General features: G+C 36.5%; 24 protein-coding genes, 4 tRNA genes and 1 riboswitch. Of the genes, 3 read left to right on the forward strand and 25 right to left on the reverse strand.

What is annotated here, in order from left to right:
- Positions 1–33 precede the first annotated feature (33 nt).
- Genes H9L01_RS00725 through H9L01_RS00735 form a run of 3 tightly spaced genes read right to left on the reverse strand, consistent with a single transcriptional unit; the run spans position 34 to position 2,736 of the window.
- A complete protein-coding gene (locus tag H9L01_RS00725) occupies positions 34–573 on the reverse strand; it encodes a hypothetical protein (protein ID WP_187534053.1) in 540 nt (179 codons plus the stop codon).
- A 20-nt stretch (positions 574–593) separates the two neighbouring features.
- A complete protein-coding gene (locus H9L01_RS00730) occupies positions 594–2,234 on the reverse strand; it encodes a formate--tetrahydrofolate ligase (protein ID WP_187534054.1) in 1,641 nt (546 codons plus the stop codon).
- A 13-nt stretch (positions 2,235–2,247) separates the two neighbouring features.
- Complete coding sequence (locus H9L01_RS00735; RefSeq protein ID WP_187534055.1) at positions 2,248–2,736, reverse strand: folate family ECF transporter S component; 489 nt, start codon at positions 2,734–2,736, stop codon at positions 2,248–2,250.
- A gap of 41 nt (positions 2,737–2,777) precedes the next feature.
- A riboswitch (THF riboswitch) is annotated at positions 2,778–2,869 on the reverse strand.
- 73 nt (positions 2,870–2,942) lie between these two features.
- Here H9L01_RS00735 and H9L01_RS00740 point away from each other — a divergent pair.
- Both H9L01_RS00740 and H9L01_RS10920 read left to right on the forward strand, forming a co-directional pair.
- Entirely contained in the window at positions 2,943–3,266 is a 324-nt protein-coding gene (locus H9L01_RS00740) for a YbaK/EbsC family protein (protein ID WP_343062645.1), read from the forward strand.
- Positions 3,263–3,427, forward strand: a complete 165-nt coding sequence (locus H9L01_RS10920; protein WP_343062647.1) for a YbaK/EbsC family protein — start codon at positions 3,263–3,265, stop codon at positions 3,425–3,427. Before H9L01_RS00740 ends, H9L01_RS10920 begins: the two co-directional genes overlap by 4 nt.
- Here the strand turns inward: H9L01_RS10920 and H9L01_RS00745 are convergent.
- The 6 genes from H9L01_RS00745 to nrdI are packed head-to-tail and all read right to left on the reverse strand — an operon-like array spanning position 3,424 to position 8,939.
- Positions 3,424–4,260: a mechanosensitive ion channel family protein gene (locus tag H9L01_RS00745; RefSeq protein WP_187534056.1), complete on the reverse strand. Its 837-nt coding sequence runs from the start codon at positions 4,258–4,260 to the stop codon at positions 3,424–3,426. The two genes, H9L01_RS10920 and H9L01_RS00745, sit on opposite strands and share 4 nt — an antisense overlap.
- Positions 4,241–5,077, reverse strand: a complete 837-nt coding sequence (locus H9L01_RS00750) for a YihY/virulence factor BrkB family protein (RefSeq protein WP_187534057.1) — start codon at positions 5,075–5,077, stop codon at positions 4,241–4,243. The genes H9L01_RS00745 and H9L01_RS00750 overlap by 20 nt, the downstream gene beginning before the upstream one ends.
- A gap of 46 nt (positions 5,078–5,123) precedes the next feature.
- Complete coding sequence (locus tag H9L01_RS00755) at positions 5,124–5,378, reverse strand: glutaredoxin family protein (RefSeq protein ID WP_187534058.1); 255 nt, start codon at positions 5,376–5,378, stop codon at positions 5,124–5,126.
- Positions 5,375–6,448, reverse strand: a complete 1,074-nt coding sequence (gene nrdF / locus H9L01_RS00760; RefSeq protein WP_187534059.1) for a class 1b ribonucleoside-diphosphate reductase subunit beta — start codon at positions 6,446–6,448, stop codon at positions 5,375–5,377. The genes H9L01_RS00755 and nrdF overlap by 4 nt, the downstream gene beginning before the upstream one ends.
- Before the next feature lie 11 nt (positions 6,449–6,459).
- On the reverse strand, positions 6,460–8,574 hold the full coding sequence (nrdE, locus tag H9L01_RS00765) for a class 1b ribonucleoside-diphosphate reductase subunit alpha (RefSeq protein ID WP_187534060.1): 2,115 nt from the start codon (positions 8,572–8,574) through the stop codon (positions 6,460–6,462).
- Entirely contained in the window at positions 8,571–8,939 is a 369-nt protein-coding gene (nrdI, locus tag H9L01_RS00770) for a class Ib ribonucleoside-diphosphate reductase assembly flavoprotein NrdI (protein ID WP_187534061.1), read from the reverse strand. Before nrdI ends, nrdE begins: the two co-directional genes overlap by 4 nt.
- Before the next feature lie 231 nt (positions 8,940–9,170).
- Between nrdI and H9L01_RS00775 the strand changes: the two genes are divergently transcribed.
- Positions 9,171–9,578 carry a CoA-binding protein gene (locus H9L01_RS00775; protein ID WP_246449091.1) on the forward strand — a complete coding sequence of 136 codons (408 nt, stop codon included), beginning with the start codon at positions 9,171–9,173 and terminating at the stop codon, positions 9,576–9,578.
- A 28-nt stretch (positions 9,579–9,606) separates the two neighbouring features.
- Here H9L01_RS00775 and pepF read toward each other — a convergent pair whose 3' ends face one another.
- From pepF to H9L01_RS00855, 16 genes are all read right to left on the reverse strand, one after another.
- Complete coding sequence (gene pepF, locus H9L01_RS00780; protein WP_187534062.1) at positions 9,607–11,406, reverse strand: oligoendopeptidase F; 1,800 nt, start codon at positions 11,404–11,406, stop codon at positions 9,607–9,609.
- Positions 11,407–11,548: 142 nt separating this feature from the next.
- Positions 11,549–11,624, reverse strand: a tRNA-Glu gene (locus H9L01_RS00785).
- 5 nt (positions 11,625–11,629) lie between these two features.
- Positions 11,630–11,705: transfer RNA gene (locus H9L01_RS00790), tRNA-Asn, on the reverse strand.
- 116 nt (positions 11,706–11,821) lie between these two features.
- Entirely contained in the window at positions 11,822–12,514 is a 693-nt protein-coding gene (locus H9L01_RS00795) for a GNAT family N-acetyltransferase (RefSeq protein WP_187534063.1), read from the reverse strand.
- Positions 12,515–12,679: 165 nt separating this feature from the next.
- Positions 12,680–13,216 carry a PBECR4 domain-containing protein gene (locus tag H9L01_RS00800; RefSeq protein WP_187534064.1) on the reverse strand — a complete coding sequence of 179 codons (537 nt, stop codon included), beginning with the start codon at positions 13,214–13,216 and terminating at the stop codon, positions 12,680–12,682.
- Positions 13,217–13,753: 537 nt separating this feature from the next.
- Positions 13,754–13,972, reverse strand: a complete 219-nt coding sequence (locus H9L01_RS10955) for a helix-turn-helix domain-containing protein (RefSeq protein ID WP_187534065.1) — start codon at positions 13,970–13,972, stop codon at positions 13,754–13,756.
- A gap of 106 nt (positions 13,973–14,078) precedes the next feature.
- Positions 14,079–14,154 (reverse strand) — tRNA-Glu (locus tag H9L01_RS00810).
- A gap of 5 nt (positions 14,155–14,159) precedes the next feature.
- Positions 14,160–14,235, reverse strand: a tRNA-Asn gene (locus tag H9L01_RS00815).
- A gap of 131 nt (positions 14,236–14,366) precedes the next feature.
- Positions 14,367–15,584: an O-antigen ligase family protein gene (locus tag H9L01_RS00820; protein WP_246449101.1), complete on the reverse strand. Its 1,218-nt coding sequence runs from the start codon at positions 15,582–15,584 to the stop codon at positions 14,367–14,369.
- 56 nt (positions 15,585–15,640) lie between these two features.
- On the reverse strand, positions 15,641–16,330 hold the full coding sequence (locus H9L01_RS00825) for a hypothetical protein (protein WP_187534066.1): 690 nt from the start codon (positions 16,328–16,330) through the stop codon (positions 15,641–15,643).
- Between the two features lie 39 nt (positions 16,331–16,369).
- The gene (gatB, locus tag H9L01_RS00830) at positions 16,370–17,785 is read right to left on the reverse strand and encodes an Asp-tRNA(Asn)/Glu-tRNA(Gln) amidotransferase subunit GatB (RefSeq protein ID WP_187534067.1); all 1,416 of its coding nucleotides are present in this window, start codon (positions 17,783–17,785) and stop codon (positions 16,370–16,372) included.
- Entirely contained in the window at positions 17,785–19,125 is a 1,341-nt protein-coding gene (locus H9L01_RS00835) for an amidase family protein (protein WP_187534068.1), read from the reverse strand. Before H9L01_RS00835 ends, gatB begins: the two co-directional genes overlap by 1 nt.
- Complete coding sequence (locus tag H9L01_RS00840) at positions 19,122–19,418, reverse strand: Asp-tRNA(Asn)/Glu-tRNA(Gln) amidotransferase subunit GatC (protein ID WP_187534069.1); 297 nt, start codon at positions 19,416–19,418, stop codon at positions 19,122–19,124. The genes H9L01_RS00835 and H9L01_RS00840 overlap by 4 nt, the downstream gene beginning before the upstream one ends.
- Before the next feature lie 8 nt (positions 19,419–19,426).
- Complete coding sequence (locus tag H9L01_RS00845; RefSeq protein ID WP_187534070.1) at positions 19,427–20,560, reverse strand: CamS family sex pheromone protein; 1,134 nt, start codon at positions 20,558–20,560, stop codon at positions 19,427–19,429.
- Positions 20,557–22,536, reverse strand: coding sequence for an NAD-dependent DNA ligase LigA (ligA, locus tag H9L01_RS00850; protein WP_187534071.1), 1,980 nt, complete (start codon positions 22,534–22,536; stop codon positions 20,557–20,559). The genes H9L01_RS00845 and ligA overlap by 4 nt, the downstream gene beginning before the upstream one ends.
- Entirely contained in the window at positions 22,533–24,674 is a 2,142-nt protein-coding gene (locus H9L01_RS00855; protein ID WP_187534072.1) for an ATP-dependent helicase, read from the reverse strand. The genes ligA and H9L01_RS00855 overlap by 4 nt, the downstream gene beginning before the upstream one ends.
- Positions 24,675–24,714: the final 40 nt, after the last annotated feature.

A 24,714-nucleotide genomic window follows, 5' to 3' on the forward strand; every position in this document is an offset into this window, starting at 1 on the left:
TTTTAACATAGAAAAAACGTGGATTCTCACGAATCAACACGTTTCATACTCTTTCAACAATCCTTCATAAACAGGTGATAATCCTAGCATCTGGGTAAAATCATAAGGTTTAACTAAAAATGGTGGTGTACTTCCGTCAAGAAGATTGGCATGTTCAAATGTTTCCGCAACAAAGTGAGAACAATAATAACCATTCTTTCGGGATATTCTCCGTTTAAATAATACACCAATTAACCCTATAAAATTATAGTGATACTTTTCTTCATTTTCTACAAAGGATGCAACTCTTTCTTTCAAGAGTTGATGGGATGATGCATCAACTTTTGTCTTCAACACAAGACATTGTGTCTTATGAAATTTCTTAAAAGTTCCGCGATCAATATTCTCAACAACAAAGCCACCACTAAATGGATTGTTTGGTGTTTTCCTTCCAAAACTATAGAGTTGTTTCAATTCCGGATCAAAGGAAATTGAGACATGATTATAAGGTGCTCGAGTAAATACTTTGATTGTTTTTGTCAACAAACTCCCCGTATCACTAAGCACCACATAAACGCTTTTTTCTTGCTTCACATTAACCCCCTCAGGTTAGCTTATTTTAAACCAATAACTTTATCTGTGTAATCCATATTTTCGGCATTAGGATGTTTGGGTAATCCTGGCATCGTCATGATATCTCCCAATAGGACGACCGCAAATCCTGCACCTTGTGACAGTCTCACTGATTTAACATGAATATTAAAATTACGAGGTGTATTTAATTTCTTAGGATCATCACTGAATGAATATTGTGTTTTCGCAATACACACAGGTAATCCTTGTGGATTCATCGCTTCAATTGTTTTAATTTGTTCTTGTGCCTCCTCAGAATAACTGACACTTTGGGCACGGTATATTTCTTTCGCAATCGTTTCAATAGAAGTTGATAAGGGTTGATTTGAATCATATAAAGGTTTGAAATCATCCGCTACTTCGCACATATCGACAACTGCTTGTGCTAAAGCTTCGCCACCTTTTCCACCTTCCATAAAGACATTCGAAAGGACCACTGGACAACCAAGTTCTTCTTCCAACGCCATTAGCATTGCAATTTCAGATTCAGTATCTGTTGCGAATGCATTAATTGAAATGATGATGTTGTTTTGATACTTCGAAAGATTATCAAAGTGTTGCACTAAATTTTTAATCCCTTCTTGAAGGGCATCCAGGTTCTCGTATTGAAGCTCTGAGAGTGGTTGACCGCCATGATATTTAAGCGCGCGAATTGTGGCTACTAAAACCGTTGCATCGGGTTTTAAATTCCCAATACGACATTTAATATCATAGAACTTCTCGGCACCTAAGTCTGCACCAAACCCTGCTTCGGTAATAACATAATCTGAAAGGGCAAGCGCCGTCTTGGTTGCAATAATCGAGTTACATCCATGCGCAATATTTGCGAAGGGTCCGCCATGAATAATAGCAGGTGTATTTTCATTTGTTTGAACGAGGTTTGGTTTCATTGCATCCTTGAGAAGCAATGTCATCGCCCCTACTGCATTTAAATCATGAGCAGTGATAACTTCCCCTTCAACATCATAAGCCACCACAATCGACGCTAAACGGTGTTTAAGGTCGTCCATATCTTCTGCCAGACAGACAATTGCCATAATTTCTGATGCCACGGTAATATCAAACGATGTATCATGTTGAATTCGTTTGGAATTAATGGTGAGTGATCGCAAAGCACGATCATTCATATCCATCACACGGTTCCAAACCACACGATTTTGATCGATATTCAAGAGATTGCCATGAAAAATATGATTATCAATCATTGCAGCTAATAGATTATGAGCTGAAGTAATAGCATGGAAATCACCCGTAAAATGAAGGTTAATTTCATCCATTGGCACTACTTGAGCATAACCGCCTCCCGTTGCGCCACCCTTCATACCAAAACAAGGTCCTAATGATGGTTCACGTAAAGCACTGATAGCAGGATAACCCAAGCGGTTTAATCCCATTGACAAGCCAATATTAGTCGTAGTCTTTCCCTCACCCGCAGGTGTAGGATTAATAGATGTGACAAGTACTAGCTTACCTCGCTGTTCTCTTTGACTCACACTTAAATCAATCTTAGCTTTTGTCTTACCATAAACATCGTACAATGTTTCATCCAAACCCAATTGGTTCGCAATTTCTGCAATCGGTTTTAAAACTGTTTCTTCTGAAATCTCCACATCTGTTTTCATAGACATTCTCCTTCTAATCGAGGTTCATTCGTTTGACACTTTTTAACACTGCATAAATTGTAACTATCTCAATTGGAATCATAATCGCCGTTTTTGCTGCACGAACAGGAACCATTGCTAAAAACCCCTTACCATACATCATATCGAGCCATAGTGTATTAAATCCTAAATTCACAATCAGAGAATTAAACAATACTGCAATTACGATATGCTTTAAAAGATTGTCTTTCCCTTTGAGTTGCCCATAAGATAACCCAATTAACAAACTTGATATCGTAAAACCCGGAAAATAGGGACCTTGTGGAAAGAGTGTCGCACCGATGATGTCTGCAAGTCCTGCAACCACCATACTTGGAAGATACCCATAAAAATACCCACATAGGGCCATTGGAATAAAAGTTACACCTATCTTTAACGTTGGAAGTGGAATTGAAATGAAGCGCGAAGCCACCACCTCAAGGACTACAAACATCGCAAGATGCACTAATTTTCGTGTATTCATAAAACAAACCTCCTTCTGTTCAAGCATGAAGAAAGTAATATTGCAACGGAGGCAATAACACATCGCACACTAAGTTTCGTCTAAAGGCAACTTCCCATCCATCTAGCACTTAACGCGTGTTATCTACTTTGCTTGATAACGACACAATAGCAAGTTTTCAAATTAAAATCAACTTGAAAACATGCTATGATAAGTACGGTGATATTATGAAAGCTAAAAAAACAAACGCAATGCGTATCCTTGACCAAAAGAAAGTTTCTTACGAAATGCATGAGTATAGTTCTGATGCCATTCATGTTGATGGCATCCATGTTGCAGATCAAATTAATAAGCCCCATGAACAAGTCTATAAAACAATTGTATTACAAAATGACAACCAACATTATGTAGCCCTCATCCCTGTTGATGAGCACATTGATTTGAAGAAGGCAGCCAAAGGCTTCAAAGTCAAACGATTAGAATTACTCCACGTTAAAGAACTCTTTGATCTCACAGGTTATGTACGTGGGGATGCTCACCAATTGGAATGAAGAAAGCCTTCCCGACGCTCATTGACGATGCAGCACTCAAATTAGACACAATCATTGTCTCAACAGGCAAGATTGGCCAACAAATTGAAATCAATCCTACCGACCTCAAATCTGTAACACGAGCAACATTCTGTGATATAACACAAAAATCAGCCGACTAAGCTGATTTTTTTTCGTTTTCATTTAATTCTACCCGCATGGTTTGGTAGGCAATATCAATACCTTCTTTTTCCAATGCTTTCTTAATACGACGGCGTAACTCCATCTCAATTTCCCACTTCTTACCAACAGCTGTTTTACAACTTACACGAACGCCATATGAGAATTCATTGTAAGAAGTAATCCCTACTACTTCTAATCGACTGTAAGTAATTCCTGGTTTTGAATAGTTTTTAAATTCATCATTTAAGATTTCTAAGACACGATCCACATCAACTTCATACGGAATGGGAATATCAACTACGGCATTCATAAAGTCTTTCGTCTTGTTCTTAACAATCTTTATCTCACCATTAGGAATAATGTACAGTTCCCCATCAAGACCATTTCTCAGTTTCGTAGTTCTAAAACTAATCTCTTCAACAGTTCCCGTAACATCTTCAACCGAGATAACATCATTCACTTTGAATTGATCCTCTACAAGGATAAAGAAACCCGAAATGAGATCCTTAACAAGTTGTTGAGCACCAAACCCAATCGCGACACTCATTGCACTCGCAATTGCTAAAAATGGTGTTGTTGAGATTCCTAATATTTCTAATAAGAAACAGAAGGCAATAAAGTAAATAAGAAACTTAAAAGCATTCTTCACAATTGGAAACAATGTTTTTTGTTTCTGATCGAGTTCTTTATTTTTAAATATTTTCTTCAACGTCTTGTTTAAGAAACGGACCAGTAGTCGCGTCACTCCAATTACTATCACAACATATAAGATTTTGAACAGTGCTGTTTGAACACCACTATTCGAGAAGAAATTAATCAGCGTTTGTTTCATGATCATCCTCCGATTTTTGTTTACCCAGTAAACGTGGTTCTTCTAAGAAATTAATCAGTCTATTTTTGGCACGACGCGGCTCTTCCCCACGCATTACCAAATTAATACAATATCCCAAGAATATTACCCAAGAAATAAACCAGCCAGAAATCAACATAATCATCATCGATGCCAGCGGTCCATAAATCGTTTCATAGTTCGAATATCCATTAATATATACAAAGAATAAACGTCCAAGGAGCGTTAATACAACGGCTGTAACGAAAGCTCCTGGAAAGACATCTTTGAATCGCGTAAAACGAAACGATAGTAAACGATAAAATACCGTGAAGAACAAGAGCAATAGAATTGGCATCACAAATCGCGAACTTATCGAAATATAATTGACGACAAAGCCGACTAATGTTAATCCTAGCAGCAACAACACAAAATAAGCCACGGATAGAATTCTCAGAATCATCCCACTAATATTAACTTCATCCTGTTCACTACTTAATAATAAAAAAGAATAAATACTTTTAGAAGCAACCCAAACACTCACTCCCAGTAAAGAAATAATGAGCCAGATATTTGAGAATTGAGACGCTTGAATATACGTTACGAAGGGTTCAATAAGATCACGCGGCACATATCGTTGTAGAAACATCACAATTTGGTTAACATCATACGCGTACGTTCCCACAAAAACTACGGCTATGATTATAAACGGAGCGACACCCACAATTATAGAATACGCAAAGGCATACGTAAAAAGAGTCCCCTCATTAGAAGACATCATTTTATGAAGTGTTTTTGCTTTTTGAATAAAATTTTTCATAGATACCTCTTTAATAATGTAACAAAAAGACTGGAGGTTTTCCAGTCTAAACGTTTTTTTCTAAAAACACACTTACTTTAGAAGGTGCTGTATCTACAAGGACTTCATTTTCAGAAATAAGTACCGGGGTAGCCATAATACTGTGCTTCTGAACGAGTTCCATGAAGCGTTCAGGGTCTTCTTGACGGTGAATGACTTCAATATCTTCTTGATATTTATTTCTTAATCCCATTTCAAGATAACTCTTCAATGCAGTACATTTTGGACATTTATCTTGTGTTAACATAATTACTTTACTCATCGTTTAATCCTTGGTGCATCAAAGTAGAAATCATTATCCATTAGACTTTCTGATTTCATTTTTTGATAACCGTTTCCTTTCATCGAGAAGTTATCCATTGTTTTTGTTTCAGTATTTAATCCATTTAAGACAACTGGGTTTACTTCCTCATATTCGAAATATGGATCGAATCCCAAGTTCATCATTGCCTTATTTGCATTATAGCGAACAAATATTTTTACATCATGTGATAAATCAACAGGATCATAAATAAACTCAATTAACTCAACTTCTTCTTGATAGATTTCATCAAGATATGTTGTAAGCCATTCGTACAATTCCTTTTGTGTTTTTTCATCAAACTCACGATACAGTTCCATTGCCAAGTTTCCAATATACAAACCGTGAATACTTTCATCACGAAGAATCAAGTTAATGATCTCTCCAGCTTGCATTAATTTTCCTTGGCCATAGAAGTAAAGTGGGTAATAAAATCCACTATAGAATAAGCATGATTCCAAGAATACTGAAGCAACCATTGCTTTCCATTGTGCAACATTATATTCATAATCACTCACATCACCATCAAGGCCTTGATATTGACGCTTGTAATTAAGACGATCTAAATTCTCATAGTACCCGACAATCAATGCAAGGATATTTTGCATGTTCTTATTGTCTTGTCCCCATGCAAAGAGGTCTTCAATATCATCATTAGACATGTATGTCATAAAGATATTTGAGTAGCTTTTCGCATGTACAGCATTTTCCATTGCTGCCATAAAGTTAAGAACTGCTTTACGTTGGTGATACTCAGGTGCAATCGAACGTGATACAACAGGCATTCCGATATCTCCTTGATAGGTATCCAAGAACGTGAGGACAACCAGGTTTTGAGCATAAGCGAGCTTAATTTCTGGAGAAAGACTTGCCCACAAGTTCAAATCCGGCTGAAGACTAATGTCTTCAGGACGCCAGAATTGACTGAGGTTTTGTTCATAAAAAGTTTGTGTAAATTTATCTTCGTGTTCGTTCCAGTTCGCACCATCATAGCTACGATCTGAACGAGTTTTATTAATTTGATCTAACATTTTCGTCCTCCCTAAACTGCACAGCTCTCGCACTCATCAATATTAAGTTTCTTTGTACGTGTATAGTACAATGTTTTAATCCCTTGATAATGTGCATATAAATAATATTTCTGTAAACTACGAGTAGTTTCATCTGAGGTAATGCACAACTCAAATGAGATACCTTGATCCACATGCTTTTGAGCTGTCGCAATAACATCAATTATTTTGTACTTGTCCATTGAGTAAGCAGATTCATACATAAACCCAGCAACATCAGATGCAGGCATTGGGAAGTATGTTTTTGAGTTACCGTAAGTACGTTCCTCAACAATTTGCTTAATAGGTGTCAATGAAGGTGTTGCACTCATGACATAAGCAATCGATCCGTTAGGAGCAACTGCAAGACGGTTTGAGTTGTATAAACCGTGTTCAATAACATCTTGTTTTAATTGTGCCCAATCTTCATCAGTTGGAATATCAATCGACTCAAACATTGTTTTGATTACATCTGTTTGTGGCAATACTTGCCCACGATCATTGAAGTAACTCCCATCAGCATATTTTGAGCGTTCAAATCCGTAGAATTTAACGCCAGTTTCTTTCGCTTTTTCCATTGAATGAACAAGACTATGGTAATTTACAATGTTAAAGAATACATCAATTAAATCAATATCTTCAGGACTACCGTAGCTAATGAAGTTTTCTGCGATAAAACCATGGTGACCCATAATTCCAAATCCAACACTATGCATAATGCGGTTTGCACGTGCTACTGCAGGAACATGAGAGATATTTGTTTTTTCAGAAACAGAGTTCATGATTTCCATCGCTGCAAAAACAGTTTCTTGAATCGAATTATTTTTAATCATGTTTCCCATATGACCACTTGCTAGGTTACATGAAATATCAAGACCAATTTCATCTTCCGTATGTTTATCATAGTTTGCGTAATGAGATACGATGGAAGGTTGAAGAATCTCTGTACACAAATTCGAGAATTTAATTGGGTCTGCTAGTGGATTTTCTTTATTAACATTATCAGCATACATAATATATGGATATCCTGATTCACCTTGTAGTTGCGCAATCATATCAAAGAGTTTACGCGGATTAATTTTACGCTTACGAACTTTAGGATTGTTGACAAGAGTCTCATACCATTTATCCATATCAATTGCGATATCACTAAATGGAATACCATACTCTTGATAAACTGTATGAGGATAGAATACGTACATATCCTTATCTTCACGAGCAAGTTCAATCATCTTATCAGGCATTACAACACCCATTGATAAAGTCTTAACACGAACATCATCATCAGCATTCAACTTCTTCGTTGATAAGAAGTCCTCAATATCTGAATGGAATACGTTAAGGTAAACAGCTCCCGCCCCTTGACGTTGACCCATTTGATCAGCATATCGGAAGGCATTATCTAAGAGTTTCGCAACTCCGACAACCCCTTTGGCTACGTTAGGAATATCTTTAATAGACTCACCCTTAGCACGAAGGTTTGTAAGGTTAATGGAAACACCACCACCCAATTTCGAGAGTTGCATTGCAAATTCTTGAACACGTGCAATATCATTTAACGAGTCATCAACTTCAAGTAAGAAACATGACACAAATTCACCACGTTTTTTCTTACCTGTATTGAGAAGTGTTGGTGTAGCAGGTGTAAAGTCTTGAGCAATCAACGACTTAATAAGACGCTTCGCAAGCTCTACATCACCATCAGCATGATAAAGTGCAATGATTGATAAACGATCTTCATAACGTTCAAGATAAACACGACGCGAATCATTCGATTTCATCGCATAATCATTATAAAATTTGAAGGCCCCCATATAAGTTGGGAATCTAAATTTCGCATCATAGGCAATATCGTATACTTCACGAATTTCCTCAAAATCATATTTATCTAAAAATTCAGTCTCATAGTAACCATTTTCGGTGAGATACTCAATTTTTTCTTCCAAAGAATGAAAGAATTGGGTATTTTTATTAACGTGATTTAAGAAATATGAACGAACCGCTTCTTTGTCTTTATTTAAATCTTTGATGTTTCCATCACCATCAAGAATTTGGTTGTTCAGGATAACCCATTCAGGGATTTGATTACTCTTATTTTGTACTGTCATGATACTCTCTCCTTATACTTATTGATCCAGTCTTTTACATACTCTACATCTTGGCTGAATCCTGATCCTTCAAATTTAAGAATCAGTTCAATCCCATACTCTTTTTCAATTTTCACGCCAGCGGCACCAAAATTAGTACCCCAGTTTCGATTACCACCGACAGCGACACCTTTTACTTTTTCAGAATGTGATTCCAGAAATTCTCGAGCTTCGTCCGTAACTTTTCCAAAATCCCATGACCTCGTGACAAGCAATACATCCTCGCCATTGTCATCTTCATAATCTAAAATATCCACCACAGTTTCACCCAAGCGTGATGCAAATCGTTCACACTGTCCAGTGAGACTATCGTATACAATAATCATGTGACACCACCCTTCCCAAAACTATTTTTAGCATATCAAACTTCATTTTAAGATTCATTCACAATGACATGAAAAAGTGTCTTTTTGATAAATGAAAGCGTGAAACATAAATTAATTAACGTTTATCGTTGTGTTGAAGTCTGTGAAAGCAATAACGTAACCCAAAATCACGTTTTTTTCTCACTTTTCTTGTTGTTTCGTTTTAAATTGAGGATAATAGTACTAGAAACAATGGAGGAAACAGAAATGACACCTTATGAACTCTTAAATCAATCAGAAACTTATGCACTTTTCGGCATCAACGATGACCCCGAAAAATACGCACTCAAAATATATCGCAAACTTAAAGAACATGGAAAAACTGTTTGGGGAATTAATCCAAAATATACTGAAGTAGATGGAGACACTGTCTATGCAAGTGTTCTCGATTTACCTAAGACACCTGATATTGCAGTCATGGTAGTTAACCCTCGAATTGGTATTACCATGCTTGAAGATATGAAAACAAAAGGAATCACGAAGCTCTGGCTTCAACCAGGAACCTTCGATGATGCGTTCCTTGATGCTGCTCATACGCTTGGCTTTGAAACCATCGACGCGTGTGTATTAGCCGTCTATTCGATTTATGATAAAAAATAACCGTAATCTTTGAGATTACGGTTTTTTCTTACTTAATAATAAGTGTTTCAAGTTCTTCAAGGCGTTTCTTGAAGGTTGAGAGTGTTGTATCAACAGCTGTTGATTCTGTCATATCCACCCCTGCTTTACGAAGAACATTGATTGGATAATCACTGCTACCTGATTTTAAGAAATCAAGATAAGGTTTTGGATCATTTCCATTATAGATGGATTCACTAAACAATGTCGCTGCTGAGAATCCTGTTGCATATTGGTAAACATAATAGTTGTAGTAGAAGTGTGGAATACGTGCCCACTCATAGCCAATTTCATGAGTTGAGATTGCTTCACCATAATAGAATTTATTAAGATTGTAATAAGTCTCTACAAGGTAGTCTGCAGTCAGTGCCACTCCTTCTTGATCTGCTTTATGGATTAGATATTCAAATTCAGCAAATTGTGTTTGTCTAAATACCGTACCTTTAACCGTATCTAAATAGTGGTTTAGAAGGTATGCACGAATTTTTGGATCCTCATATTGATCTAGTAAGTAATTTAATAAGAGATTTTCGTTAGTTGTGGATGCTACTTCAGCCACAAAGATTGAATAATCACCATAAATAAAGGGTTGATACTTACGCGTAAAGTATGAATGTACTGAGTGTCCTAATTCATGAGCAAGCGTAAAGACATTATCAATGTTTTCTTGCCAGTTTAACAGGATGTAAGGCGCAGTACCATAAGTTCCTGACGAGTATGCTCCAGAACGCTTTCCTTTATTTTCTACAACATCAATCCAACGTTCATCAAATGCACGTTTTAATACAGCACAGTATTCTTCACCAAGAACACTCAAGGCTTCAAGAATGATTTGTTGTGCTTCTTCGTATGTGAACTTAAGGTCAACTTCATCTACCATCGGTACATAAATATCATACATTTGAATGTCTGTAAGTCCCATAGCTTTTTCACGTAATGCTACATAATCATGAAGTAACCCGATGTTTCCATGGATTCCTTCAAGCAATGAATCATAAACAGATTCATCAATATCGTTTTCAGCTAATGCAGCGTGCCGTGCTGACTCGTAACCACGCAAACGAGCATTGATATTATGAACCTTCACATTACCTGCTAGTGTGCTTGCAAGAGTGTTCTTAAGGTTACCATAAGTATTTTGCATTCCTAAGAACGCAGCTTTACGAAGTTCACGATTATTACTTTCAAGTAATAATGCATAACGTCCATGTGATAATTGAACTTCTTTACCCTCTGCATCTGTAACTTTAGGGAATTGGATGTCAGCATTATTTAACATTCCAAAGACTGTTGAAGGAACACTATTAATCTCAGAAGTTGCAGCCAAGATACGTTCTTCTTTTTCGCTTAAGATATGAGCTCTAGACTTAAATAAACGATCGAATTCATGATCATAAAGCCCAAGTGCTTCATTTCCTTCCAAGAAGCCACGAATTGTTTTTTCATCAGCTGCGAGAATTTCTGAATCATAGAATGAAAAACTTGAACCAAATTTAGCCATTAAAGATTGAACACGACTGTTCATTGCTTGATATGTTGAATTGGTTGTATCAACATCAAAGTTTAAATGTGCATAAACATAAATAAGTCCAAAGCGATAACTTAAGTCATCACGAAATTTAAGTCCTTTTAAAAGTGCTTCCGCAGATTGCGTTAGCTTTCCTTTGAATTGCACAACTTGATCAAGCTGTTCATCAATTCTCTTGAACTCATCATGCCATGCATTATCATTTTCAAAGATTGGGGTAAGATCCCATGTGTCTTCTAATTTAACGTCACCTCTAAGTGGTAGTTCATAATTATCTGCCATAATACACCTCTTTTTCTATGAAACATCTTTAGTTTCAATACTCATATTTTATCACAATTACACTTTATAAGTTCCTGAAAATATTTATCCTGCTTACATAAAAAAAACTCACTGACCTGAATCAGTGAGATAATTTATATAATGGTGACCCGTACGGGATTCGAACCCGTGAATGCATGCGTGAAAGGCATGTGAGTTAACCGTTTCTCCAACGGGCCACATATGGCGCTTGATGTAGGATTCGAACCTACGACCCACTGGTTAACAGCCAGTTGCTCTACCTGCTGAGCTAATCAAGCAAATCAAGTGCTTATAAAATATACCATAGTGTCTGATGGATGACAAGGACTTTTTTCATTTTTTTAATATTTATTTTTAAAAGCCCTTTTAATCACCCTTTTAGTCTCTATTATAGCTAGAAATCTCTCAATGAACGGCGTTGATTTCCTTCACTATCAAAGTTTGATTCATCAAGCCATCGTACAAAACGTGTTTTTTTGAATGGCCACTCGGAATCAATAATTGAAAACCATGCCGTGTCTCTACTTCTATTCTTATAGATGAGTGCATTTCTAAATGTTCCCTCATAACTAAAGCCATAACGTAAAGCTGCACGATAAGATGGTTCGTTCAAAGTATCGCATTTCCATTCTAATCTACGGTAAGATAAATCCTCAAACACATATCGTGCCAAAAGATAGACAACCTCCGTTGCCATTACCGTCTTTTGAAGTTTGGGTGAATACACTACATATCCAATTTCTATCGAACCATTATCAGGATCAATCCGCATCAATGCAATACTTCCTACAACTTCATTATTCTCATTATTTATAATGGCGAAAAAACATGACTTAAACTGTTCTTCGATATTCTTAAAGTAAGCATCAAAGCTATCTCTATCTTGAAAAGGATCAATACCCATATATGTCCAGTTTTCTAACGGCGCTGTCGGCCCAAAGACCTCATAGAGACCATCAGCGTGTTTATTTAGATTAAGTCGTTCTAAACGACATGTACGCCCCTCTAACAACGTTACATCTGGATACTTAAAGGAAATACCTGCTTCGATACTCGGTCCGATTGGTTGATTGAATTGATTCATCATTTTACACTCCATATCTTTGTTGTATTATAGCATATACTCCCAATAAACTTGGTTTATCGATAATGAACTATACTTTTTTTTATTAAATTCTATTTCAAATTATTAATCTTCAGTTCATTCTTTATATTTAACACAAATAAAAGACCTCTAATGAGGTCCTGTTGCTTAGATTTTATTACGTTTTGGTATGAATCTTTTATAAATTGTATCATTAACATATTTTCCATGTACAAAAGTTCTCGGATCATTGATAGTAGAATTCCCTACATAGTAGCCTGTGATATCGCAAACTAAAAAATAATATGAAGTTTTACCATCACTTCTGGATCTAATTACATAATCAGCATCGATATTCGACCATTCCGGTCGCCTGTACTTATAGATTTCAGTCATTCTATTTAGTGTATTTTGAAAATTAGCAATATTTTCTATTCTTGATTCTATTTCACAATAGTGTGAACTACGAGTAACTATGTTCCTTAGTTTTTCATCCTTGATTAATTTATTGAACACATTTTGTGGCGAACCTCTCAATAAACCTTTAATATCCGTAAGGTAGTGTAATCCAGCAAGATGATAGAATTGTTTTTTCTCAAAATTAATTTCAATTCTTTTAGTCTCATTTTTACCCTTAACTTGGAATTCGACAGCGAATGTATGATCGCATAACTGCTTAAAAACTTCTAGAGCTTCATCAAGCATTATTCCCCTCCACTTAATAAATAAAGGCTCTTACGAGCCTTTATTTGAAATAATATAGTAATGGTATTCTATTCAGCTGACAAGGCCTACATCGACTGCGGTCAACCATAAAACCGCTGCTAAAGCTGGATGAATCACCTGTCGATAAGGATCATCACATTAGCTTCAGGAAGTGTTTTATCACTACCTGTTAAAGGAGGTCAAAATATAGGCAAAACTTAGTCAAAGTTTTGTTTCATTTACCTCGCCCCCATATTAACATGATATTTTTACTCAGTCAAGGGCGATGTTATTTCCTATTTAGTATCCTTCAATAATTTAAATGATAGTATTTTAGTAAGTAAACTTAATTGTTAAAAATAATCAAGCTTATTAATAATCTAATTTTTTCAAGAGTATTAGATTCGCGTATAAAGTTGGTAACCCGTACGGGAATCGAACTGTATCCTAAAATAGTTGTGTGATTGAGGACTTATTTTCATCGATACCTGCTATATCAACTCAAATGGATTAAATATATATAAATATATAAATTTTCTAGATATTAACATCTCTCAGAAGATCCACATAATTTATACCATATACATTGCATAATTCTACCAAAGTATCGATCGAAATAGAGACTTTTCCTTGTTCATATGCATGAATCGCTGATTTAGATTTTCCAACCATTAATCTTACTTCACTAAGGGAGTAACCATTCAGATTTCTAAAATGTTTTAACTTCACTCCCAATTTCCTATTAATGACACTCATATCTTACACTCCATATCTTTGTTGTATTATAGCATATACTTTTATGGCTCAATTATATTAAGACATAAAAAACTCATTGAATGAATCAATGAGATAATTTAATATATGGTGACCCGTACGGGATTCGAACCCGTGAATGCATGCGTGAAAGGCATGTGAGTTAACCGTTTCTCCAACGGGCCATACATGGCGCTTGATGTAGGATTCGAACCTACGACCCACTGGTTAACAGCCAGTTGCTCTACCTGCTGAGCTAATCAAGCACGACTTAGTGCCTATAAAATATAACATATCACTTAAGGGAACGCAAGTCCTATTTTTAAATAATTACCAAATTAATTTATATCACAGTTGTAGAGCCTTAGAAAGCCTTAATTTATAGAAAAAGAGCCTTCTAAGAAGACTCTTTTTGCTCACTATTTTCAAGCACTTTTGTTTCAATATTTCGATCTGGAAGACAAAAGATTGCGACCAGAAGAAAACTTGTTTGTACATATAAGAGTGGTATATCCATAACACCATACGTTATCGTTGCAATAAGCACAGCGAATGCTAATGGATAATCCAAGTAATAACCTGTTTTATAGATTGTTTGCATGCGTTCTGTAAACCACGCAAGTAATATTGCTGTTCCCGCAACACCAAAACTTAGAAGTGATTCAATGAAAATGTTATGGGCGTGAGTATTATCGAACAAGAACGCATAGGTAAACAAACCCTTACCAAACCATGGTTCTTTTTCAATTTGCATCAACGCTGTTTCCCATATATTTAAGCGAATCGAAGTATGCTCCGTAATTTGCATAAAACGAGGGAACAATGTTGGGTTTGTTAATATGAAGATTGCTGCAATGCTTCCCAACAACATCAAAATTTTCAGCTGCAGCCACTTCCTTTGGATAAATATAATAACTACAAGACCCACAAGGAGCGCTACAACAATAGCACGTGTCTCTGTTAAGAACAGAGCATACATATTAATAATGAATGCAGCGATGTAGAACATACCTAGAGAATAGTTTTTAAATGTTAATTGAAATTGAATCTGATTAAAACAAACAAGTAACACAATCATAAGGATAAATGCATAAAAGTTTGGGTTATCAAATGTTGAATAAGCACGGTAATAGCCATTACCATAAGGTGGTAAATGCCATGATGGGAGATGATCAATGTTTAACATTGATTCTACCGTCGCCATTAAGCTTTTAAACCATGCTGGCTTGTATTGGATAAAGTTAAAGAAGAAATTGAATAACGAAGACCAAACTATATAATACTGAAGCTTCATGTACGTTAAGGGTGTGATACGCCTATGGATTGAGAATGCATACCCGTTTATGAATAATAGAACAACACAGGCTCCCAATCCAAACCAGTTACCACTCGCCCACGACACAATGACTAAATAAATCCATAAGACCCAGAAGAAGCTCCATCGGAAGGCTTTGTATTTGATATACTCATACGTAACAAAAACACCACAGATTAACAGTGATGGATATAAAAGATAGTCCGGTAAAAATAACATGGCAATCATTAAGAACAAAACATTGTCCTTAATGAGTGTCATCCCTTCTTTTAAATATTCTTTAATTATTGTCATCATCATTATTTTACCACATTAAAAAGTGACCGCTATAACAATAGTGTCACTTTTTAACATGATTACTCACCTAATTCTGTGTCAGCGCCTGCTTCGTTTGTAGGAACTTCAGCGGGTTGTTTGCCTGCTTCTTTTTCCTTTTTACGAGCTTCTTCAGCTTCTTTAAGTTTTTCTACCATTTCTGGTGAAATTGCTTCTGATAAGAATTGACCTGATGGTTGTTGTACTGTTGAGTTTTTAGCATAGAGATAGTGATAAGCACTATCCGCTTGTTCTTCAGTAGGTTTCAATATGTTATAAATATTAATTTCAATGTCATAACGCTTGTTGTCTTCATCTGAAGTAAAGTATGTTTCTACAGGTAAAGCTTCCACAATTTTTGCATACGCTTCTTGAGCCACATCATCATAGCTGTCTTTCGCAAGATCTTCTGAGACTTTAATATTGACACGTACTGTACTTGTCACGACATTAACATTTGCTGTTTCGACATTTGCGACGCCGCCAATTGTATCTGCGAGAGATTTAATTTGTGCATCTTGAATTTTCGGATTTGGTTCATCATCAAAGCGATTGCCAACAATTGGTTTCCCACGTTGCATAAATGCACTAATACTGGTAATTCCTATATATGAAGTTGGAATTGCAATAATAACAAGGCAGATAATGATCGCATAAAACGACCAATCATGTTTTTTGGTTTTTTTATCTTTATTTGAAGGTTGTTTCTTTGGATCTGTTTTTTGAGTCATGTTGATCCTCCCATTTCTCTACAAATTGTATAGTATTTTCTATTTGTTATCAAGCACTCTAATTACGAGCTCATTGCTGAGTCGTGGGTTAGCTTGACCTTTAGATAGTTTCATAACTTGACCAACAACAAACTTAATTGACTTATCAAGTCCATTCTTATAGTCGTCAATAACTTGAGGATTTTTCTCAAGAGCTTCTTCTATCCAACCAATGATAACTGCTTCATCGTTGACTTGAACCATTCCCGATTCTTTAATAATCTTGTTTGGTTCGCCACCTTCTAACATCTTCGCAAACACTTGTTTTGCTTGTTTCGATGAAATAGTATTGGATTCAATTGCCTTTAAGAAATCTACAAAGTATTGTGGCTTAATCCATTCAGAGAGACTTTGGTCACCTTTTTGGTCCCAAGCTGCCATAATATCTTGAGTTAACCAGTTTACAATAAGCTTGTACGCTTGCATTGATTCGATTACTGTTTCAAAATACTCTGTAAGTTCAGGGTTCTTCACAAGAACTGATGCATCATAGTGACTTAATTCATATTCATCCATATAACGACCAATTTTCGCAACAGGCAATTCACGGACTTCTTGATTTAGAACATCAGGATGGATACGAATTGGTGGAATATTTGGTTCCACAAAGTAACGGTAATCAACAGTTGTTTCTTTAACACGCATACTTACTGTTTCTTGTGTTTTTTCATCGTAACGACGTGTTTCACTGATCACTTTATTCCCTGCATCAAGTACTTCCGCTTGACGAACAGTTTCAAATTCAATTGCTTTTTGAATATTATTAATCGAGTTTAAGTTTTTAATTTCAACTTTCGTTCCAAATGCTTCTTGACCAACTGGTCGTAATGAAATATTCACATCACAACGTAATGATCCCTCATCCATACGGCCATCTGAGATGCCCAAATAAATGACAAGAAGACGCAATGCATCAACATATGCCGCAGCTTCTTCACCCGTTCTAAAATCTGCTTCAGTTACAATCTCTAAGAGCGGTGTTCCTGCACGATTAAAGTCAATGAGTGTCTTATCACCTTCGTGAAATTGTTTTGCTGTATCTTCTTCCATATGGAGACGGTTAATACGAATTGTTTTCAATGTTTCATTTACAAAGATATCAAAGCTACCGTGTTGTCCAAGAGGATAGAATTGTTGTGTGATTTGGTATCCCTTAGGTAAATCTGAATAGAAATAGTTCTTACGATCAAAACGAACTAAATCATCAATTTCGCATTTCAATGCTTTCGATAGCATTACACCATAAGAGATTGCTTGTTTATTAACTTGTGGTAAGGTTCCAGGCATACTCAAATCAATTTCATTGATTGCCGTATTTGGTTTAGAACCATAAGCTAAGGGAGCTCCCGAGAACATTTTGGTTTCTGTGGTTAATTCACAGTGGATTTCAATTCCAATGACGGATTCGTAATTCATTAGAATTCTCCTTTCCAGTTAATTTGTGTTTCAATTGCTTTCGCATAAGCAAACATTGTTGCTTCTTTGAATGGTTTAGCACTGATATTTAAACCAATTGGCATGTCATCAACATAACCAAATGGAATTGTCATACTTGGGTAACCCGTAAAGTTATTAATAACCATATGATTCTCAGCAATTAAGTATTCATCTGAGCGTTCATTATGTGTGTTTTCATTTAATTTAGGAGCAATAACCCCTGATGCGCACGCTAACATGATATCTACATCTTCAATCATTGTTGCATAAGCATCCACAATCATACGACGAACACGTTTTGCTTGATTGAATACATCTTCTTGATTGTCATCATCAAGTGCATAAGCACCGTATACAAAACGACGTTTAATCATTGAACTAAATCCTTGGCTACGTGTTGCTTTCATAATGCTCTCAAGATCATCACCAGGTTGTGATTTCCCGTAACGAACACCATCAAGATTAGCATGGTTTGCAACTGCTTCAGAGTTTGAAATTACACTGTAAACTGGTAACATCGCACGCAATAGTTCAACGTTCATATGCTTATCAACTAAAATAGCACCTTGTGCTTCAAGTTGTTCGCAAAGTGATGCAAATTGTTGACGCATGGATTCATTTCCGATTACATCTTGAACATCTTTAAAGACACCAATTCGTTTTCCTTTAAGATCAAGATCAAGAAGTGCAGCATAGTTTTCAACAGGTTCAAAAGAACTTGTCATGTCTAAGTCATCTCTTCCTGCCAAGACTTCAAGCATTACTGCAGCATCTTCAACATTTTGAGTAAAGTATCCAACATGATCTAAAGATGATGCATATGGAATAACACCATAACGCGAAATACGACCGTAAGTAGGTTTTACACCTACAGCGCCACAATAAGCGGCTGGTTTACGAATACTATCGCCTGTGTCTGTACCTAAAGCAGCACGAACTGCATGAGCACCAACGAGTGCAGCAGATCCACCTGATGATCCACCAGATATACGATCAAGGTCATAAGGGTTTTTAACCGGACCTGTTATTGCGGAAAGATTTGTACCACCCATACCAAGTTCATCCATGGAAGTCTTAGCACAGATATTTGCACCTGTTGCTAATAACTTATCAACTACCGTAGCATTGTAAATGGAAAGATGATTCGATAAAAGTTCACAGCTTGCGGTTGTAAGTGTTCCCTTCATATTAATATTATCTTTTAGGGCAACATCCCAATTTTCGATTAAGCCAGATCCTGACGTTTCAAGTTCAACATAACTAACAATAGCATTTAGTTTTTCATTGACTTCATGAAGTCTTTTTTGATTATCACTCATTTATTTACCACCTTCACAATTTCAAAATAGTCACCCTCACGAGTAGGAGCATTCTCAAATGCTAGCTCTTGATCAATAACATGACTCACAACATCATCACGTAACCATGATGTTGGTGCATCAAATGGATAGTTCATTGCTTCTACACCATCAGTATCGATGGATTGAAGTTGTTGGATGTACCCTGTAAATATAGGAATGTTTGCTTCAATATCTTTAACTTCATCATCAGTGAGTGTTAACATCAAATCTGACGACAATTTTTCAATTAAATTTTTATCTATCTTTTTCATAGTCACCTCTAATTTATAAATTGAATGACTGGAGTTTGTCCCGGTCTTTTGGTAATTGTTGCCTGTGTATTTTGGAATATTTTTACGTCGACAGTAATCGGCATTTGGAAGTTGTCAAAGCGACTGAGTTCATCTGCAGTATACTGTACCAATCCGTAAATTTCTTGATATGTCTTCGCACCAGTTGTGAGTTCAATCTTCATTTTTTCCGGTTTGTTTTTGACCGTAAAGATTTGACCTACCACACCCACGTGCTCATCTTTCATAAATGTCGAAACAGTACGATTGAAGAGGTTGAATTCATTATAAACTTCAGAATAATTATTCGAAGCTTCGGTAGTATTCAACATGACCCATGATTCATTATCACGAACAAAGTCTCCACCCGAACGTTCACTCTCAAAATATCCATGTCCAATATAGTGTCCTGGTGTGTATTTCCCAGGTAAATTATCGAGATCACTTTCTTGAACATAGAATGCAATATAGATTGGCACATCACTCATACCATCAAGTGTTCTCAGATACGCTTCAAATTGTCGTCCAATCGCAATGGATGCAACTTCAAATAAAGTATCATCAGCGAGACGATGAATAGTACCATGCTCTGCATCAATGATTTGATTGCGTTTTAAAACAAGTGCGAATGCTGTACCATCAATAGCTTCAGGATTTTTAGTTTTATGAAAATTCAATTCATATATATCACTGACGAATACAGGATCAGGAATCACCACTTCTTTTTTGCTTTTATCTGGCATTGTGATAACTTCAGTATATGATTGTCCACTCTCAAGATTAAGACCTATCGTATTCTTATCACTTTTACGTTTTTTTAGATTCTCATATCGATCACGCGTAATTTTACTTCCATCTGAGATGTAGTATTTACCCGGATCATAAACTTCTTTTGTTTTTTCTTGAAGACGTCCACCAATTTCCATCATATCAATTTCACGGTAACTCGCAGCATACGCTTGACGTAGCGGCGACGTTTTATAAGGAATTAAGATTGAATAATCCCCACTTGCCCCTGAGACAACGGATTGGTTTTCCTTTTCTTCTTCTTTAGTTTCTTCTGTTTTATTACTACATCCGGCAAGAATAAGAGCCATCATTAGCACTAGTATGATTTTCTTCATGAATTTACCTCTTGGATGAACTGTGCTTCATCCCATGTTTGAATGTTCAGTTCTTGTGCCTTCGCAAGTTTAGAACCTGCACTTTCTCCGTAGACGACAACATCTGTCTTCGAACTCACACTACCACTGACAGAACCTCCCTGTGCTTCGATAAGTTTTTTCGCCTCAGAACGTGTCAATTCTTGTAACGTTCCTGTTAGTACGAATTTTAACCCTTCAAATTTCTGTGATACTTGAGCATCAACATATTCATCGTTAAGCCCAAATTCAATAAGGTCCTGTACACATTTTACATTATCTTCAACATTAAAGAAAGAAACAACCGAATCTGCGATAACAGTTCCTATCTCTTCTATTTCTAGGAGTTCTTCCTGAGTTGCTTCCATAAGTGCTGTAAGAGTTTTAAAGTGCCGGGCAAGGACTGCCGAAGTCTTTGATCCAACATGACGAATTCCCAAACCAAAAATCAATTTATCAATGGTATTTTGTTTGCTGTTTTCAATCGCTGTCAGTAATTTTTCAGCTGACTTATCTCCCATTTTTTCAAGAGTTTGTAATTGATTACTATGAAGATGCAAGGTATAAATATCTTGTATCGTATTTAATAAGCCTGCTTCGTGAAGTTGAAGAACACGTTTCTCCCCCAATGTATCAATATTCATTGCTTCACGCGATGCAAAGTGAATCAAAGACTCAACAATTTTTGCAGGACAATCAGCATTGACACAGTAGTGGTCGGCTTCATCAGCAACTCTGACTAGCGGTCCATCACATGTTGGACATGTTTCTGGAAATTTATAAGGAACTTGCGCTGCCGTTCGATTGGTAACATCCACCGAAACGATTTCGGGAATGATTTCCCCCGCTTTTCGAACCAAGACATCATCACCAATGCGAATGTCTTTACGTTGAATATAGTCTTCATTATGCAGTGTTGCATAACTTACAAGGGATCCAGATATTTGAACAGGTGTAAGTTTCGCATTAGGAGTAATTTTCCCTGTACGCCCCACCGTCACGAAAATATCCTCAACCCGACTTTTGACTTCTTCTGCTTTAAATTTATAAGCAATCGCGAAACGTGGTGTTTTCACCGTAAATCCAAGTGCATTTTGAATGGCAAATTGATTAACTTTGATAACTGCACCATCAATATCGTAAGGGTACTGATCACGCAATGCCTCAATTTCTTGAACACGTTCCCATACTTCAGCGATTGTTTTAAATTTTTTAATTTCTGGATTTGTTTTAAACCCAATATTATGGAGATACGTTAACGCTTCATACTGTCCTTCAATTTCGAGTTCTTCAGCATTCACAAGTGTGTACCAAAATGCATCTAAACCTCGAGATGCTACTACTTTAGAATCAAGTTGACGAATTGTGCCAGCTGCTGCGTTACGACAGTTTGCAAATAAAGGTTCGCCCATTTCCTTACGCAGCTCATTAGCACGTGTAAAGGATGCATTCGGCATAAATACTTCTCCTCGAACCGTGACGTCCACTGGTTCGTTTAATGATAAGGGTACCGATTGAATGACACGCACATTACTGCTGACATTTTCACCAACCGTACCATCACCACGAGTCACAGCTTGCGTAAACTGACCATCTTCATAATCCAATGACATGGCGAGACCGTCAATCTTAAGCTCAACAACATATTCTGCCCCAGGATAACTTTGACGGATTCGTGAATCAAATTCCTTAAGGTCTTCAAAAGAGAATGCATTTCCTAAAGAATACATTGGAAAACGGTGTACCACTTTCTCAAATTTATCTGAGACAACGCCTCCTACTTTTTGAGTTGGTGAGTTTGGATCCGCCATCTCAGGATGTAATGCCTCTAACTCATTTAATTCTTTGAGGAGTTGGTCATATTCTGTATCAGGAATCGTTGGTGCATCATTGACATGATATTCATAATTGTAACGATGGAGTAATTTACGTAATTCTAAGATACGATTTTGACTCATGATAGGTCTCCTTTAAGGGCAATTCCCTGAAATTTTTTAGATATGGTTCGTGTGCCATATGGAAAGTTAAATGCAACACGCATCATTTCATCTTCTACATTAATGATAATGCCTTCTCCAAATTCCGTATGCACCACAATGTTTCCTTTTTTAAACTTATTATTTTTTCGTATAAATCCGGCTTCTCTCTCATAGGCTTCAACAGAAACGTCAACAAATGAATCCATTTCCAATGAACCCATAAACGGATTCTTGCTTCCTTCCTCAAATCCCATTTCTTTTATAAAACGTGATACTCGAGGCGTTCCCGATATTGCGAAATTAAACCCAAAATTATTACTTAAGAACAAACGTTCCCGTGCACGAGTAATCGCAACATACATGAGACGACGTTCCTCTTGAATGCCATCTTTTCCTTCGCGAATACTGTTTCTGTTTGGGAAAATATCATCAGACAATCCGAGAATAAAGACATTCTCAAATTCCAGTCCTTTTGAAGCATGAATGGTCATTAATCGAACATAATCACCCGTCACAACATCTTCTTTGTCTGAATACAAGCTAATCATCTGGATATATTCTTCCAGACCTGAATCTTCATATGATTTTTGAAATTGAACCGCATCCTGTATTAATTCGTTAATACTTGCGAGACGTTCCATTTCCTCAAGTTTCTCAAAATGAGCTTTCAACCCACTCTCTTCAAGCACATTACGCATCAGTCTATCAACGGGAAGTGTTTGTGCCATTTGTTTGAAAGATTCAATCATGTTGACATATTTTCGAACCTTAGGACTCGCACTTCCGTCTTGGACATCAATAAGCATGGATTCATACATCGTAATTCCTCGATCACGAGCTGTCAGACTTATTGTATCCAGCGACTTTTCACCAATGCCTCGACGAGGTACGCCAATACTACGACGCAATGCAAGATCATCGGCATGTGTAATCATTCGTAGGTAACTCATCATGTCTTTGATTTCCGCTTGATCATAGAACCGGAGTCCGCCATACACAACATATGGTATTTGACGAGAGACCAATGCTTTTTCAAGAGCACGAGAAAGATAGTTCGAACGATATAACACAGCAGAATCAAGATAACTGCCACCATCATGTTTAAGTTCATTAATTGTTTTCGCAATCCATGCTGCTTCTTCCTCAGCGCTATCAAAACCTTGGTATGTTACTTCATGCTCATTTGTTTTATTTGCAAATAAATCTTTTTCATGACGATTTGAGTTATTTACGATTAAGCGGTTAGCCTTATCTAAGATATTTTGGCTCGAACGATAGTTTTGATTTAAAACAATCGTCTTTGCATCAGCATAGTGTTGATCGAAGTCAATGATAAAGTTTACGTTTGCACCACGCCATGTATAAATAGTTTGGTCTGGGTCTCCCACAACATATAATTCGTTTTCGTCACCAACTAAGGATTGAACGATTCCATATTGAATCATGTCCACATCTTGGAACTCGTCCACAAGTATAACTTGAAAACGACGTTGCCATTTTTGGCGAATACGCTCATCTTCTTTAAAAAGTTTATTCACAACAATTAAAAGATCGTCAAAATCTAATGCCGACATATCTTTACAACGTTTCATGTAATAAGCATACACTTTTGCTTTACGCGACTCATAAGTATCATTACCCGCAAGCATGATTGCTTGGTTGACACTCACATCCGCAATTTTATTATTACTAATATAGTTTAAAACATCACGCATCGGTAACTCTTTGCGATCATATTGAAATTCTTTATAAGCATCACGTAAAATGGATTGTTGATCGGCACTGTCTAAAATTATAAAATTTCGAATAAGTCCTACCGCATCATATTCTTCTCTTAAAATACGTACACAAAGAGAGTGAATCGTTGATGTATGCACACGCACAGCATCAGGATGCATCTTTTCCATACGTTCTTTCATTTCATTCGCAGCTTTATTGGTAAATGTAATTGCACAAATACGGGAAGGGAAATATCCCAAATCTCGAATCAAATGCACAATTCGTGTTGTAAGTACACGGGTCTTACCACTACCTGCTCCCGCAATCACACGTACATGTTGTGATTGGGTTAATACAGCCTCTTTTTGTTGAGGATTAAGTTCTTCTATCATATCCATTTTATCACCTCAATTATTATAGCATAGACTACTGAAAGCA

Origin of the sequence: Erysipelothrix inopinata (assembly GCF_014396165.1) — a bacterium.
In the GTDB taxonomy this organism is placed as follows: Bacteria; Bacillota_I; Bacilli_A; order Erysipelotrichales; family Erysipelotrichaceae; genus Erysipelothrix; species Erysipelothrix inopinata.

What these genes read in the sequence shown, in the direction of transcription:
- H9L01_RS00730 (WP_187534054.1), bottom strand. Translation starts at nt 2,234, where the DNA reads ATGAAAACAGATGTGGAGATTTCAGAAGAAACAGTTTTAAAACCGATT.
- H9L01_RS00735 (WP_187534055.1), bottom strand. Translation starts at nt 2,736, where the DNA reads ATGAATACACGAAAATTAGTGCATCTTGCGATGTTTGTAGTCCTTGAG.
- H9L01_RS00740 (WP_343062645.1), top strand. Translation starts at nt 2,943, where the DNA reads ATGAAAGCTAAAAAAACAAACGCAATGCGTATCCTTGACCAAAAGAAA.
- H9L01_RS10920 (WP_343062647.1), top strand. Translation starts at nt 3,263, where the DNA reads ATGAAGAAAGCCTTCCCGACGCTCATTGACGATGCAGCACTCAAATTA.
- H9L01_RS00745 (WP_187534056.1), bottom strand. Translation starts at nt 4,260, where the DNA reads ATGAAACAAACGCTGATTAATTTCTTCTCGAATAGTGGTGTTCAAACA.
- H9L01_RS00750 (WP_187534057.1), bottom strand. Translation starts at nt 5,077, where the DNA reads ATGAAAAATTTTATTCAAAAAGCAAAAACACTTCATAAAATGATGTCT.
- H9L01_RS00755 (WP_187534058.1), bottom strand. Translation starts at nt 5,378, where the DNA reads ATGAGTAAAGTAATTATGTTAACACAAGATAAATGTCCAAAATGTACT.
- nrdF (WP_187534059.1), bottom strand. Translation starts at nt 6,448, where the DNA reads ATGTTAGATCAAATTAATAAAACTCGTTCAGATCGTAGCTATGATGGT.
- nrdE (WP_187534060.1), bottom strand. Translation starts at nt 8,574, where the DNA reads ATGACAGTACAAAATAAGAGTAATCAAATCCCTGAATGGGTTATCCTG.
- nrdI (WP_187534061.1), bottom strand. Translation starts at nt 8,939, where the DNA reads ATGATTATTGTATACGATAGTCTCACTGGACAGTGTGAACGATTTGCA.
- H9L01_RS00775 (WP_246449091.1), top strand. Translation starts at nt 9,171, where the DNA reads ATGGAGGAAACAGAAATGACACCTTATGAACTCTTAAATCAATCAGAA.
- pepF (WP_187534062.1), bottom strand. Translation starts at nt 11,406, where the DNA reads ATGGCAGATAATTATGAACTACCACTTAGAGGTGACGTTAAATTAGAA.
- H9L01_RS00795 (WP_187534063.1), bottom strand. Translation starts at nt 12,514, where the DNA reads ATGATGAATCAATTCAATCAACCAATCGGACCGAGTATCGAAGCAGGT.
- H9L01_RS00800 (WP_187534064.1), bottom strand. Translation starts at nt 13,216, where the DNA reads ATGCTTGATGAAGCTCTAGAAGTTTTTAAGCAGTTATGCGATCATACA.
- H9L01_RS10955 (WP_187534065.1), bottom strand. Translation starts at nt 13,972, where the DNA reads ATGAGTGTCATTAATAGGAAATTGGGAGTGAAGTTAAAACATTTTAGA.
- H9L01_RS00820 (WP_246449101.1), bottom strand. Translation starts at nt 15,584, where the DNA reads ATGATGATGACAATAATTAAAGAATATTTAAAAGAAGGGATGACACTC.
- H9L01_RS00825 (WP_187534066.1), bottom strand. Translation starts at nt 16,330, where the DNA reads ATGACTCAAAAAACAGATCCAAAGAAACAACCTTCAAATAAAGATAAA.
- gatB (WP_187534067.1), bottom strand. Translation starts at nt 17,785, where the DNA reads ATGAATTACGAATCCGTCATTGGAATTGAAATCCACTGTGAATTAACC.
- H9L01_RS00835 (WP_187534068.1), bottom strand. Translation starts at nt 19,125, where the DNA reads ATGAGTGATAATCAAAAAAGACTTCATGAAGTCAATGAAAAACTAAAT.
- H9L01_RS00840 (WP_187534069.1), bottom strand. Translation starts at nt 19,418, where the DNA reads ATGAAAAAGATAGATAAAAATTTAATTGAAAAATTGTCGTCAGATTTG.
- H9L01_RS00845 (WP_187534070.1), bottom strand. Translation starts at nt 20,560, where the DNA reads ATGAAGAAAATCATACTAGTGCTAATGATGGCTCTTATTCTTGCCGGA.
- ligA (WP_187534071.1), bottom strand. Translation starts at nt 22,536, where the DNA reads ATGAGTCAAAATCGTATCTTAGAATTACGTAAATTACTCCATCGTTAC.
- H9L01_RS00855 (WP_187534072.1), bottom strand. Translation starts at nt 24,674, where the DNA reads ATGGATATGATAGAAGAACTTAATCCTCAACAAAAAGAGGCTGTATTA.